The organism is Streptosporangium sp. NPDC048886 (assembly GCF_055586905.1).
Genome location: NZ_JBVJHH010000071.1, coordinates 20635 through 33244 on the forward strand (window position 1 = coordinate 20635; position 12610 = coordinate 33244).

Annotated in this window: 15 protein-coding genes; 3 read left to right on the forward strand and 12 right to left on the reverse strand. The window is 72.5% G+C overall.

Annotated features, from left to right (window positions below):
• Position 1: 1 nt before the first annotated feature.
• From ACZ6R6_RS46520 to ACZ6R6_RS46535, 4 genes are all read right to left on the reverse strand, one after another.
• Positions 2 to 676 (reverse strand): ABC transporter ATP-binding protein, encoded by a 675-nt coding sequence (locus ACZ6R6_RS46520; protein WP_470103643.1) that lies wholly within the window; start codon positions 674 to 676, stop codon positions 2 to 4.
• Positions 669 to 2366: a peptidoglycan-binding protein gene (locus tag ACZ6R6_RS46525; RefSeq protein ID WP_470103645.1), complete on the reverse strand. Its 1698-nt coding sequence runs from the start codon at positions 2364 to 2366 to the stop codon at positions 669 to 671. Before ACZ6R6_RS46525 ends, ACZ6R6_RS46520 begins: the two co-directional genes overlap by 8 nt.
• Positions 2366 to 3160, reverse strand: coding sequence for a hypothetical protein (locus ACZ6R6_RS46530; protein WP_470103646.1), 795 nt, complete (start codon positions 3158 to 3160; stop codon positions 2366 to 2368). The genes ACZ6R6_RS46525 and ACZ6R6_RS46530 overlap by 1 nt, the downstream gene beginning before the upstream one ends.
• 309 nt (positions 3161 to 3469) lie before the next feature.
• Positions 3470 to 4315 (reverse strand): class I SAM-dependent methyltransferase, encoded by an 846-nt coding sequence (locus ACZ6R6_RS46535; protein ID WP_470103647.1) that lies wholly within the window; start codon positions 4313 to 4315, stop codon positions 3470 to 3472.
• 66 nt (positions 4316 to 4381) lie between these two features.
• Here ACZ6R6_RS46535 and ACZ6R6_RS46540 point away from each other — a divergent pair, with 66 nt between their 5' ends.
• Complete coding sequence (locus ACZ6R6_RS46540) at positions 4382 to 4966, forward strand: TetR/AcrR family transcriptional regulator (protein WP_470103648.1); 585 nt, start codon at positions 4382 to 4384, stop codon at positions 4964 to 4966.
• A 139-nt stretch (positions 4967 to 5105) separates the two neighbouring features.
• On the opposite strand, the gene ACZ6R6_RS46545 is transcribed toward ACZ6R6_RS46540, so the two are convergent.
• The 5 genes from ACZ6R6_RS46545 to ACZ6R6_RS46565 all read right to left on the reverse strand — a co-directional run bounded on the left by ACZ6R6_RS46545 (position 5106) and on the right by ACZ6R6_RS46565 (position 9682).
• A complete protein-coding gene (locus tag ACZ6R6_RS46545; protein WP_470103649.1) occupies positions 5106 to 5615 on the reverse strand; it encodes a GNAT family N-acetyltransferase in 510 nt (169 codons plus the stop codon).
• A 244-nt stretch (positions 5616 to 5859) separates the two neighbouring features.
• Positions 5860 to 6897 (reverse strand): serine hydrolase domain-containing protein, encoded by a 1038-nt coding sequence (locus ACZ6R6_RS46550; RefSeq protein WP_470103650.1) that lies wholly within the window; start codon positions 6895 to 6897, stop codon positions 5860 to 5862.
• Between the two features lie 277 nt (positions 6898 to 7174).
• The gene (locus tag ACZ6R6_RS46555; protein ID WP_470103652.1) at positions 7175 to 7597 is read right to left on the reverse strand and encodes a PepSY domain-containing protein; all 423 of its coding nucleotides are present in this window, start codon (positions 7595 to 7597) and stop codon (positions 7175 to 7177) included.
• Between the two features lie 110 nt (positions 7598 to 7707).
• Entirely contained in the window at positions 7708 to 8985 is a 1278-nt protein-coding gene (locus ACZ6R6_RS46560; RefSeq protein WP_470103654.1) for a HAMP domain-containing sensor histidine kinase, read from the reverse strand.
• A 10-nt stretch (positions 8986 to 8995) separates the two neighbouring features.
• On the reverse strand, positions 8996 to 9682 hold the full coding sequence (locus ACZ6R6_RS46565) for a response regulator transcription factor (RefSeq protein WP_470103655.1): 687 nt from the start codon (positions 9680 to 9682) through the stop codon (positions 8996 to 8998).
• Between the two features lie 95 nt (positions 9683 to 9777).
• Here ACZ6R6_RS46565 and ACZ6R6_RS46570 point away from each other — a divergent pair, with 95 nt between their 5' ends.
• Entirely contained in the window at positions 9778 to 10230 is a 453-nt protein-coding gene (locus ACZ6R6_RS46570; protein ID WP_470103657.1) for a hypothetical protein, read from the forward strand.
• Between the two features lie 27 nt (positions 10231 to 10257).
• Here the strand turns inward: ACZ6R6_RS46570 and ACZ6R6_RS46575 are convergent, their stop codons facing one another.
• Complete coding sequence (locus ACZ6R6_RS46575; protein WP_470103659.1) at positions 10258 to 10662, reverse strand: hypothetical protein; 405 nt, start codon at positions 10660 to 10662, stop codon at positions 10258 to 10260.
• Positions 10656 to 11273, reverse strand: coding sequence for a TIGR03086 family metal-binding protein (locus ACZ6R6_RS46580; protein WP_470103660.1), 618 nt, complete (start codon positions 11271 to 11273; stop codon positions 10656 to 10658). Before ACZ6R6_RS46580 ends, ACZ6R6_RS46575 begins: the two co-directional genes overlap by 7 nt.
• 92 nt (positions 11274 to 11365) lie before the next feature.
• Between ACZ6R6_RS46580 and ACZ6R6_RS46585 the strand changes: the two genes are divergently transcribed.
• Positions 11366 to 12031: a TetR/AcrR family transcriptional regulator gene (locus tag ACZ6R6_RS46585; protein ID WP_470103661.1), complete on the forward strand. Its 666-nt coding sequence runs from the start codon at positions 11366 to 11368 to the stop codon at positions 12029 to 12031.
• A 220-nt stretch (positions 12032 to 12251) separates the two neighbouring features.
• Here the strand turns inward: ACZ6R6_RS46585 and ACZ6R6_RS46590 are convergent.
• Positions 12252 to 12610 (reverse strand): nuclear transport factor 2 family protein (locus tag ACZ6R6_RS46590; RefSeq protein WP_470103662.1); only part of this gene is annotated, 359 nt, incomplete at its 5' end.

Consider the following 12610-nt stretch of genomic DNA (forward strand, 5'->3'; position numbering starts at 1 on the left):
TCTACTCCTCCGTGAGGATGCCGTCGGTGATGCGGACCCGGCGCCCGGCCCGGTCGCTCACCTCGTTCTCGTGGGTGATGACCACGATGGTCATGCCCTGGGCGCGCAGCTCGTCGAACAGGTCGAGCACGGCGTCGGTGTTCCTGCTGTCGAGGTTGCCGGTGGGTTCGTCGCACAGCAGCAGCGACGGTCCGCCCATCAGGGCGCGGGCGATGGCGGCGCGCTGCCGCTCGCCGCCGGACATCCTGCCGGGCAGGAAGTCCACCCGGTGCGACAGCCCTACCCGCTCCAGCGCCCGCATCGCGCGCTCCCGCCGCCCCGTGCGCGGCCCCGCGCCGTAGATCTCGGCCAGCATGACGTTCTCCAGCACGCTGCGGTGCGGCAGCAGGTGGAAGGACTGGAAGACGAAGCCGATGCGACTGCCGCGCACCGTGGTCCGCGCGCCGTCCTTCAGCGTGGTGGTCTCGATGCCGTCGAGCCGGTAGCCGCCGCTGGTCGGCCGGTCGAGCAGGCCGAGCATGTTGAGCAGGGTGGACTTGCCGGACCCCGAGGGGCCGACTATGGCGACATAGTCCGACTTTTCGACTCTTAGGTTGATGCTGGAGAGCGCCCTGACGGGGGGCTCGGTGGGGAACTCCTTGGTCAGGTCGTCGAGCAGGATGACCGGCTCAGGCACTGTTGACCACCACCAGGTCGCCCGGCCTGAGGTCGCCGGTCACCTCCACGGCTCCGTCGGCGGCCAGGCCGGTGCGCACCTCGACCTCCTTGGTCCGGTCGGGCGCGGTCTCCACCTGCACCCGGGCCCTGCCGTCGGCGGCGGTGACGACCGCCGCGGCGGGGACCACGAGCACCGCCTTGCCGGTCGCGCCGATGGTCACACGGACGGTGACGGGGGCGCCGGCGAGCTTCCGGAGGCCCTTCATCGAGGCAGGAGTGATCATCACCGGCACGGCGCCCTTCGCGTCGCGCCCGCCGAGGGAGGTCACCGTGCCGGGGACGGTCCTGCCGTCCTCGGTTTCGATGGCCGCCTCCAGACCCGTCTTCAGCCGCCCGGCCTCAGCCGCGTCCACCGAGCCCGAGACCACGAAGGTGGAGCTGGTCACCGTGGCGATCGGCCCGTCCACCAACTCGCCCGCCCTGACGGTCACCTTGTGGAGGCGGGCCGGCAGCCTGGGCAGGAAGACGATCTCCCCCGGCGGGACGGTGGTGCCGTAGGTCCGGGAGAACTCGGCCAGCAGCGCCCGTGCCGCGGCCAGGTCACGCTGGGCGTTGGCCACCCTCAGCTTGGTGGGCGAGAGCTGCCTGGCCTGCCTGAGCGTCTGCTCGGCGGTGACGACGGCCTCGCGGGCCAGCCGGAGGTTCTTCCCCAGCTCGGTCAGCCGCCTGTCCCGCGCGATCCTGGCCTCCTCCAGCACTCGCTCCAGCGCCGACCGGGCGGCGGCCACATCGGCTCCGGCGTTGGCGACCCGGAGTTCGAGCAGGCGGGTGTCGGCCGGCGGCCCGGCCGGGGCGCCGGGGCTGGGAGTGGGCGCGGGGGTGGGCGCCGCGCCGGCCTGGGCGAGCTCCTGCTCGGCGGCCAGCAGCCTCTCCTCGGCCGCCCGCACGGCGCTCTCGGCGGCCTCGACCCTGGTCTCGTCCTCGGTGGTGTGCTCCTGCGCCCGCGCGCTCTCCAGCGCCTGTCCGGCCTCCTTCAGATCCCGCCGGGCGTTGGCGAGCTTCACCTTCAGCGGGAGCACGTCCAGACCCTGGTCAAGTGCCCTGCGCTCGGTCGCGAGCACTTCCTGCGCGGTCTGTACGGCCCTGCGCAGGTCCTCGCGCTTCTGTCGCAGCTCCAAGGTGGGCTGCTGCGCCTCGTAGCCGCGCTTGGCGTAGAAGCGCGACACCGCGGCGATGGTCGCCTGGTCGAACACTCCGGTCACGGGCGCGCGGTGGCCGAGCCCGCGCAGCGCTCTCTGCAGCTGCCTGACGTCGGCCCCCCTGGCGCCGGGGAGGAGGCCGCGGTGCATCGGCACCTTGCCGGAGAAGACGAACACCGGGCGCCCGTTCACCTCCATCACCACCGTGCCCTCCGTGATCGCGCCCGGCCGGGGAGCACGGGTGGCCCGCTGAGCGGCGTCGTCGCCGCCCACCACCCCGGCCAGCGACACCGGGTACGGCGAGCCGTACTCCAGGGCGCCGCTGACCACCACGGTGCTGACCAGCTTGCGCCGCTCGACCGGGACCGTGACCAGCGATGGTCTGGGCGGCTTGCGCGCCGCCGCCTCGTCGGCCGGGGAGCGCAGCGACCTGCTCACTCCCCAGCCGGCCCCCGCGACCACCAAGATCACGGTCAGCGCCAGCAGCAGCTTGCCGCGCGGGGTGCGCATCACCGCTCTGTGTACCCGAACTTCACCCTGGCCTCGTTGGTGAGCCGGGTGCTCAGGGGGATGAAGGCGGCGTAGAAGTCCTTGCCGCACTCCAGGTCGGCCAGCGCCGACTTGATCTCCTTGGCGAGGTACGGCCTGGCCGTCTCAGCCGTGACGGCGCCCTTCTTGCCGAGCTGATCGGCCTGCTCGCCCCATATCTCCATGCCGCGGCTGCTCAGCCCCAGCGGCCTGGCAGAGGTCACCCGCTCCCCCTTGGACCTCAGGCACTCGGCGAAGGGCGCGGCGAGCTCCACGAGCTTGGGGTCGCCGTCGAGATCCTTGTCGATGCGCTCGATCGCCTTGCTCATCTGCTCGTGGTAGTCGTCGAGCGAGGTGACCTTCAGGCCGTTCACCTGCCGGAGCGCGTCGACCCGGCACTCGTTCATGGTCTTGGTGTAGGCCTGCCGCTTGTTGGCGGGGAGGCTGTCGATCGTCGCCCGGTTGGGGTCGGGATCCTGCTTGGCCGCCGGGTCCGGGTAGATGAAGGCGGAGAAGACCCCGAAGCCGTACTTTCCGCGGGCCTCCTTCATCGCCGCGTAGTCGCCGGTGCCCGCGTCGGACCTCTTGGGCCGGCTGACCGAGGGAGTATAGGAGAAACCCTTCTGCTTCATGCAGGTGGCGATGACGTTCTCCCGCTCGCGGGCCTTGTCCACCGGGGCGCCGCCGCCGCCGGCCGCGGGGGTTGTGTTCCCCCCGCAGCCGGTCAGCACCGCCAGAGCGAGCAGAGCGGGCAGACCACGCGTCAACACACGCACAGAGGACTCCTTCACGGTGGGATCGCGCCGCCCCTCGCGGCGCCGTGGCCACTCTGGAGGCCGCTTTCCTCCGCTCCGCATCCGCCGGGTGTCCGTACGCGCTCAGCCGTGTATCCGCCAGGTATCAACACCACGGGCCGCCCGGCGGTGGTGCTTGGCGGGATCTTCCTCGCCGGAGGTCCCGACCTGTCTCTCAGGGCGCGGGCGTGGGACCCGCATCGGCTCGGCCGCCCCCGCGGCGGGCGGCGTCATCGGTGTGTCCACCGTGGCCCCGCCCCGGCCGGTCGGCATCAGGCACCTCCCAGTGCGTCACGGGCCCACCGGCGGGGTCGGCGCGGCACCGGTGCGCGCCGCGGTGACCGCCACCGTGGCGTAGCGCATCGTGAAGCCACCTCCCATCGCGTCGACGGCGGCGCCGACGCCCGCCAGCACCGCTTCCAGCGTGGCCGGCGGGAGCTGGGTGTGACCGCCGGTGGTGGGCAGCTGGTCCAGCCACTCGTCCCGGGTGTAGGCCCGCTCCCAGTCGAACCGCCACTGCTCCGGCTCGCTGAACGCGCCCGTCTCTCGGACGCCGTCGGCCGCCCTGGCGGACAGCGCCGAGTATCCGTCCGAGCTAACCGTCCATTGGCGGGAGGCGAGCGAGTCGGGCATCACCCGGCGGTAGACCTCGGAGAAGGCGCCGGCCACCTCGGGCGGAGGCTGGCTCACGTTCCAGAACACCGCCAGCCGGCCACCGGGCCGCAGCGCCTCGGCCGCCTTCGCCGCTCCCGCGACCGGTTCCACCCAGTGCCAGGTCTGCCCGGAGACGACGGCGTCGAACGCCCGGCCGGCGGGGTCCCAGGCTTCGAACCCGGCCACCTCGACCTCGAGCCCGCGCTGTCGCGCCCACTCGGCCATCCGCGCGTCGACCTCGACCCCGAGCACCCTGCAGCCGGCCGCCTGGAACTGCCGGGCCGCGATGCCGGTGCCGATGCCGACGTCGAGAAAGTCGGGCCCGGGGCTTTCGGCGACGATCCGCTCCACCATCGCGTCGGGATAGCGGGGCCTGGCCCGGTCGTAGCGTTCGGGGTCCGAGCCGAAGGACTCCGCTATCCGGCGGGCCAGGTGAGGACTGGGTTCGGAGGGAAGTGATCGCTCCGGGGGTATAGTGGGCATGCGCCCACCATAAATGGGCACTTGCCCACTCGTCAACGGTGGGCCCGGCGAGCGAAGGAGACACACGTGCCGACAGGGGTGGCCATCCGCGACGCGCGCGAGCAGCTGTTCGACGCCGCCGAACGCGTCCTGCTCCAGGACGGGCCGAGCGCGCTGACCAGCCGGGCGGTCACCACGGAGGCAGGTTGCGCCAAGGGCGTCCTGCACCGGCACTTCGCCGACTTCGACGCCTTCCTCGCCGAGCTCGTGCTGGACCGCATCGCCCGGCTCGACAAACAGGCCGCCGCCCTGCGCGACTCCGCCGGGACCGGTACCGTCGCCGGCAACCTCACCGGCGCACTGACGGCCCTGTTCGGGTCGGTCGCCGTGGCGATCGTCGGCCTCGTCACCTCCCGGGACGACCTGCGCGCCCGGCTCCGCCAGGCCAGGCCGACCGGCGTCCCGGTCCTGACGGAGGCCGCGGCCATGATCGCTTCTTATCTCATCGCCGAGCGGGAACTGGGCCGCGTCGCGGCGGACGCCGACGTCGACACGCTCGCCCCCACCCTGATCGGGGCCGCGCACATGCTGTTCGCCGACCGGAAAGGCATCCCGCCGGAGGCCGACGCCGTCCACAAGGTCGTGACCACGGTCCTCCCCAGCGCCGGGTGAGCGCCGCCGCGGACGGCCGGGCCGAGCCCGGCCCCGGGGCGGTCCGGGGATCTACGCCGGGATCCTCGACAGCGATGAGGCGTCGACCCTTTGGGCGCGCCGCCGCCTGTCGGCGCTCCGGTGCCGCGAGAGGGCCGGATCAGTGAAAGATCAGCTCGTACTCGACCTGCTCGATGGGGTTGCCGTCGCCGAAGTCGTGGCCGCGGGCCGCGCCTGACTCCGCGAAGCCGCTCTTGGCGTAGAAGCGGCGGGACTGAGGCGTGTCACGTAGCGTCCACAGATGGACCCGTCCGAAGCCCTGCTCACGGATCCCGCGCAGGGAAGCGGCCATCAGGGCATTCGCGACGCCGGTCCCCCAGCCGTCCGGGTGACCGTAGAAACCGAAGATCTCCGCCGACTCCGGCCGCGCCGGCGAGGAGCCGAAGTAGGAGAAGGCCAGCCGCCGGCCGTCCAGTGCGGCGAGCATGGCGGTGCCCTCGTCCTCAGCGAGCACGCCGGGCCACCTGTTGCGCCGCCGCCGCAGCGCCTCGGCGAAGAACTCCGGGGCGAAGAAGGAGCCGTAGGCGGCCTTCCAGGACTCCGCGTGGATCTCACCTATCGCGTCCCCGTCCTCTGGAGAGGCCTGGAACACCGTGAAGACTCTGGTCACAAGATCACAGTACTGAACCCTGGCAACTTTTGCAACTATGATGCACTTGCTTGATTTTAGTATTTGCAACTTATTCGCAATAGATGGCAGGGACACCCGTCCGAGCGCTGGGCACGGAGAGCCGGACCCTCCCGCGAGCCACTTCGCCGTCGAACAGACGTGATGATCACCTCGTCCCGTGACCTCCACGCGTAGCCGATGTCCCCCACGCCCGCTCATGAGACATGCCGGGGCCGGCTGCCGGCTAAGAGTGCTCTGTCTGCAGGGTGCGGAGCAGGTCGAAGGCGGGGCGATCCAGCGACCGCTGCGTGTTGCCGAGCATGGCGACGGCCACGCCCTTCTCGGGGTCGAAGCCCACGAACGAGGAGAACCCTCCGGTCATCCCGTTGTGCCAGATCTGAAGGTGGGCGCCCTGTCGAGGGTGCAGACGCTGCCCCGTCCAGCCGAGATGCGCCCAGGTGAAGGGATTGATCCGGTGCTCGATCTGGCGGCTGAGCCGGATCGCGTCGGCGACCGCGCCGGCGCCGCCGTCCAGTTGGGCGCGGACGAAGGCAGCCAGATCGGCCGGCGTCGATCGCAGCCCGCCCGCACCGGCCATGTCGGCCATGTGCCAGGCCGCGGCGGGTCCACCACGCCGGGTGTGCCCCTGTGCCAGGCGCGCCGAGCGGCCGCCGTCGACGGTGATGCCGGTGTCGGCCAGGCCCAGAGGGGTACAGATCTCCTGGTTCATCAGTGTCTCGTAGTCGGTGCCGGCCCGGTGGGCGAGCGCCAGGCCCAGCAGTCCGGCGCCGAAGTTGGAGTAGCGGAACCGGCGTCCGGGCGTGGCGCCCAGCCGGGTCCCGGCCAGCCCCCGCAGCAGGAACTCGGTGCTGCATCGGGCGTAGGGATCCGGCTTCGACGGACGCAGCAGCGCCTCCAGCAACATGCCCTTGGGCAGGCGGGGCAGGCCCGAGGTGTGGGTCGCCAGGTGCCGAAGGGTGATCTCCTCACCATCCCGTGAAGGCACGCTCGCTCCCTCGGGCAGCAGCGCGGCCAGGGGCTCATCGAGATCGACCGTGCCCGCCACGGCCAGCCGCGCCAGGGCCAGGGCCGTGAACACCTTGGTCACCGAGCCGATCTCGAACACCGTGTCGGCACCGGGCGTGCCGCCGTTCTCGCCACCCACGCGCCCGGCGCCCCGGATCTCCGTCGAGCCGGGGGCGAGCGCGACGACCACCACGCCGAGGTGTTTGGCCACCAGCCGATCGGCTGTCTCCTGCACAAGGCCGTCTAGATCTGTCATACCTGGTCATTATTGGGCGTACGGACGTGTGATCCGGACCACCCTTGATCCCTGACCGCGTATGTACGGCCGTCCCAGCCTGGAATTCCCGGACCGGGAGCCCTCGCGACAGCGCCCGGCAATCATGTGCGGATGCCGCGGAAGGACACCGGCATCATGGCCGCCGCGATCGAGGAGGTCGTCAAGCGGTCGGCGTGAGTCACCCGCCGGTGAAGCCGGTCGCCGCGTGACCGGTGCCCGGCGGGCCGGCCTCCGCCGGCCCGCCGTCCGGGGCCGCTCAGTCGTCGTCCTGCTCGTCGTTCTCCTGGCCGTCGTCGGTGTCGGCCGCCTCGGAGAGGATCTTGCCGGTGGTGGCGTCGACGACGATCTCCCGTCCGGCTCCCGCGCCGTCGGCGACCTCGATCTGCCACGAGGTGGTGCCGCCCTCGGTCTCCAGGTCGGAGGAGGTGACCCATCCGCCGCTCACCCTGGCGAGCGCGGTCTGCTGCGCCTGCTCCGCCAGTACGGCGGGCTTGCGCGTGACGTCCGCGTCGTCGTCGGCGTCCTGGGCGGGGGTGGCCGTGCCGGGGGTGGAGGTGGCCGTGCCGGCGGGCGAGGAGAGAGCCGGGCCGGTCCCGTCCGGGTCGGCGAAGGCGACGCCGCCTCCGACCGTGAGCACGGCGAGGGCGATTCCGGTAAAGATGATCACTGGCTTGCGCATCAGGGGTGCTCCGTTGTCCGGGGGAAGCCGCGATTTCGGGGAATCGCGATGACTCTTCGAGACTGCCCGCCCGGGCGATAGCGAGATGCTGCGAGGTTCCTAAGGAATCGCTAAGTCAGGCCGGGGCCGAGTTCGAGGGTGACCTCGGCTCCCCCCGAGGGCGACGAGCCGGCCCGCAGCCGCCCGCCCGAGTCCTCCGCGGTACGGCGGGCGATGTCGAGGCCGAGACCGGTGGAGGATCCGCCGCTCGACCCGCGACCCACCGGGTCCGGGAGGGCGAAACCGGCCCCCTCGTCGGCGATCACCAGCCGGGCCCCGCCCTCGGGCCCCGGTGTCAGCTCGACGGTGAAGGGCGTGCCGTCGGGGGTGTGGGCGAACACGTTCTCCAGCAGCAGGTCGACGCAGGCCGCCAGCTCCGGGCCGCTCACCCCCACGGTGATCGGGCCGTCGGCCAGGCCGAGGCGCAGCGGCCGGTCCTGGTCCTCCGCCAGCGCCGACCAGAAGGCGACGCGATCGCCGACCACCTGGGCGGCGTCGCAGCTCGGCGCGCCACCCCGGTCGAAGCGGCGGGCCTCCCGGATGACCTGGCTGACCATGCGCTCGACGCCGTCGACGGCCTCTCCCACCCGGGCCGCCTCGTCCTTGTCGCGCAGGGTCTCGGCCTCCAGCCGCAGCGCCGTGACCGGCGTGCGCAGCCGGTGGGACAGGTCGGCGACCGCCTCGCGCTCGCGGGCGAGCAGCTCGCGGATACGGGCGGCCAGATGGTTGAGAGCGGTCCCGACCTCACGGATCTCCGGCGGGCCCGCCGCTTCCACCCGCGCGTCCAGGTCGCCGCGGGCCAGCCGGCGGGAGACCCCGGCGACCTGCTTGACCGGCTGAGTCAGCGAGCGGGCGAGCCGGTCGGCGACGACGATGCCGACCGTGAGCAGCGCCAGCCCGATCAGGCCGAGCACCAGCCACGCCCGCCCCACCCCCTGGCGCAGCCGCTCGGTGCTCACGAACGCGCGGACGACCATGGTGCCGCGCTCCCCTCCCTGGACGGCCACCAGGATCTCCCGGCCGGCCGGCGTCTCGACGGTGACGCTGCGCCCACGCGCGGCCAGCTCGACGCCGGGACCGCGGGGCGCGGGCACGCCGAGGAACTCGTGGCCGGCCAGGAAGACCGTGATCGGTGTGCCGCCGGAGCCGTTGGCCTGCCGTACGGTGGCGTCGAGGGTGTCCTGGTCGCCCAGGGCCGCCGCGGTGGCCACCGACTGCGCCCAGGTGGTGGCGGCGGCCGTGGCCCGCTCGGCGGCCAGCGTGCTCACCAGCATGGCCAGCGGCACGAGGAAGGCGACCAGGACCAGCGAGGTGGTCGCCACCGCGAGCAGGGCCAGCCGCCGTCTCATCCGGCGGCCCTCATGCTCCCGGGTCGACGAGTTTGACGCCGACGCCGTGGACGGTCTGCAGGTAGCGGGGGGCCTGGGCGCTCTCGCCGAGCTTGCGGCGCAGCCAGGACAGGTGCACGTCGACGGTCTTGTCGGCGCCGCCGTAGGCCATCCGCCACACCTCGGTGAGCAGTTCGCGCTTGGAGACGACCTGGCCGGGGCGGACCGCGAGATAGTGCAGCAGGTCGAACTCCTTGGGCGTCAGGTCGAGGCGGACGCCGTCGAGGGACGCCTCCCGGCCCGCCTGCTCGATGAGCAGCCCGCCGACCCGCACCGGTCCCGTCTCCGCGTTGTCGTCGCGGCTACGGCGCAGCACGGCCCGGATCCGGGCGTCCAGATGGGCCGCGCTGAACGGTTTGACGACGTAGTCGTCGGCCCCGGCGTCCAGCGCCCGGACGATCTCCGGCTCGTCGTCGCGCGCGGTCGCCACGATGACCGGGACGGCGCTGACGGCGCGCAGCATGCGCAGCACCTCGCAGCCGTCGAGGTCGGGCAGGCCCAGGTCGAGCACGACCAGGTCGGGCCGGTCCTCCAGCGCGAGGGTGAGCCCCGGCATGCCCGCGGCGGCCGACGTGACGGCGTGCCCGCGTTCGGTGAGCGCCCGGGTCAGCGCGGACCGCACCTGGGCGTCGTCCTCGACGAGAAGCAGGTGGGCCACGGCAACGCGCCAGCCTCTCTTGAACTGGATAATAATGCTGGCAAAGGTAGAAAGTTCCCCATGAATCGTAAAGGACACCGAAGGGTGGTCGATCGATGCGCCGGCGTGCGCTCCTGGGCCTGGGCGGCTGGCTCGCGGCCGCCGTCCTCACCACGGCCACCGGCACCTGGGCGGTGTCCCTGATCGGCACCGACATCACCGGGCAGGTCGTGCGCTCCATGACGCTGGAGGAGGTCGAGCGGGCCCTGACCACCACCTCCGCGGGACCGGCCGTCGCGCCCCCCGCCTCCGCCGGGCCGTACGCGGAGACCGGCAACTTCTCCTACGCCGAAGGGTCGGTGACCGCCGCCTGCGACGCGGGCCGGGCCGTCCTGCTGTCGTGGAGTCCCGCCCCCGGGTACGGCGTCGACGAGGTCGAGCGCGGTCCCGCCTCCGCCGCCTCGGTGGTCTTCGAGTCCGACGACCGCAAGGCCGCCATCAGCCTGACCTGCCCCTCCGGGAAACCCGCCGCCACGGTCCGTTCCGTGACCGAACACGACGAGGACTGAGGGCGCCGGTGCCCGCGACCGGCGGGCCTACGCGTTCTCACCCGGGAGTTCCCGGCCGGACAGGTACAGCCGGGCACCGGCCCAGATGGCCGCGGGTTCGCACCGGGCGACCTGCCAGGTGACGGACGTCAGCCGCCCCCGCCGACGGTAGCGTCGCACGATCGTGAGGTGTTCCGGCCACGCCACGAACCGCTTCAGGGCCTGCTCGCTCTGCCAGATCGACACCGAGCCGCACCTGCGCTCCAGCAGTTCCGCCCACAGCCACATCCCGACCGCGCCGTCCAGCCGGGGCCAGCCTCCGCCCAGCGCGCGCCCGGAGCGGTAGATGCCGGGCAGGTCACGCGCCCGGTCGGCCCGGAACTCGGTGATGGCGACCAGTACGGGACCGGTGACGTCCGCGGCCGGCCCGGGCGTCCAGGAACTCCTCAGCATGACGGCGCCCACGCCGGGGAACGGCCGAGCAGTCCGAGCAGCCGGCCGAAGCCGGAGACGTCGGCGGACACCGGAACCCGGGCGCCGAACGGGCCGCCGGGGCCGCGCAGGCCCGGGGCGTCCGGCCATCGGGAGGCGATCGCCAGCGCGACGGCCGCCGACTCCTCATCGGGCGAGTACGGCGCGCCGATGGAGGCGGCGATGTCCCATCCGTGCACGAGGAAGTCGACGAAGTGCATGCCCACGGCGACGCGGCCGGGGAACACGCCGAACTCGCGCACTCCGACCTGCCGGTCGTAGACGTCCTGGTCGGCGAACGCGGCGGTGACCGCGGCAGCGGACTCCTGGTAGGCGCGGTGCGGGTCGGTGCCGAGCTCGCCGCCGTCCCACGTGGACCGGTCCGTGGGCAGGCCGGCGGCCGCGGCGGCGAAGCCGCGGTTCTCGCTCACCATGTGACGCAGCAGCTCGCCCAGATCCCATTCCGCGCAGGGGGTGGGCCCGGCGAGGTGCTCGGGGCCGGCCTGGGCGATCAGCCGTCCGGCGGCCTCCAGCGCCCGTTGGTCGAGGTCGCGCAGGTCCACGGATCCCAGGTCGGCGAAGAACGTACTCATGATCACTCCTTTTGGAGCACGAATTCAAGCACGAACGTTCGTGCTTGAATTCGACGCTATCACGTGCGGCATAATTAAACGAACGTTCGTCCATGAAAGGGGCTGCGATGGCGGGCCGGCCACGAGACGACCGGGCGCGGAAAGCGATCCTGCGACGAGCGGCGGACATCGCCTCCAAGGACGGGCTGGAGGGCCTGTCCATCGGGCGGCTGGCCGCCGACCTCGGCGTGAGCAAGAGTGGGCTCTTCGGCTACTTCGGCTCCAAGGAGGAGCTCCAGCTCGCCACGGTCCGGACCGCGGCGGGCGTCTATCTCGACGAGGTCGTCCAGCCCGCGCTGGCCCTGCCGCCGGGCCTGGGACGGATATGGCGGCTGTGCGACAGCTGGCTGAGCTACTCGCAGCGGCGGGTCTTCCCCGGCGGTTGCTTCTTCTTCACGGTCACCGCCGAGTTCGACGCCCGTCCGGGGCGCGTGCGGGACGCCGTCGCCGCCGCCGCCCTCGAGTGGAGCCGCCTGGTCGCGCGCACCATCGAAGAGGCGCGCCGGCTCGGAGAGCTCACCGAGGACACCGGAGCCGACCAGCTCGCCTTCGAGCTGATCGCGTTCTTGGAGACCGCCAACGCCGTATCGCTGCTGCACGACGATCCCGTCGCCTACCAGCGGGCCGGGACCGCCATCCGGAACCGCCTGCACGCCGCCGCCACCGGTTCCACGGCACTACCCTGGCTCGATTCCGCGGTCCAGAGCGGTCGCCGATAGATGGCCGCCGGGGGCGGCATGATGGGGGTCGGACATCCCGGCGGTAGCGGGGTCCTGCTCGGCGGATGAGTGCGCGGACGGTGACGGACGCGGCGGCCAGGTGGAGACAGGGGTCGACAGCCCCGCCGTTGCGTCCGGAACCCTCGCCGTTGCGCCCGGAGCACCGGGCGGGCCGATGGCGCGCAGGCGCATGTCAGCCCGTCTGGTGCGCAGGCGCGTTTCAGCCCGTCGTCCAGGGCCGGAGCTTGTCGGGGTTGAGTATCGCCCAGACGTGCCTGATCCGCTCGCCTGCGATGTCGAACGCCAGCACCGACACCGTGACGCCGTCGATCTGAGCCACCAGGCCGGGCTGACCGTTGACCGTACACTCCAGGATCGCCACGTCGGGTGCCGCGATGGCCCGATCGGTGAAGAAACGTGCGATCTGTTCGGCGCCTTCGAGCGGGTGGAGCGCGGCGCTGACCAGGCCGCCGCCGTCGCCGGTCGCCGTGGCGTCGGGGTCGAGGAGGGCGATGAGGGCGTGGAGGTCCTTGGCCTCCCAGGCCCGTTTGAAGGCCCGGACGATATCGGCGGGCTGGG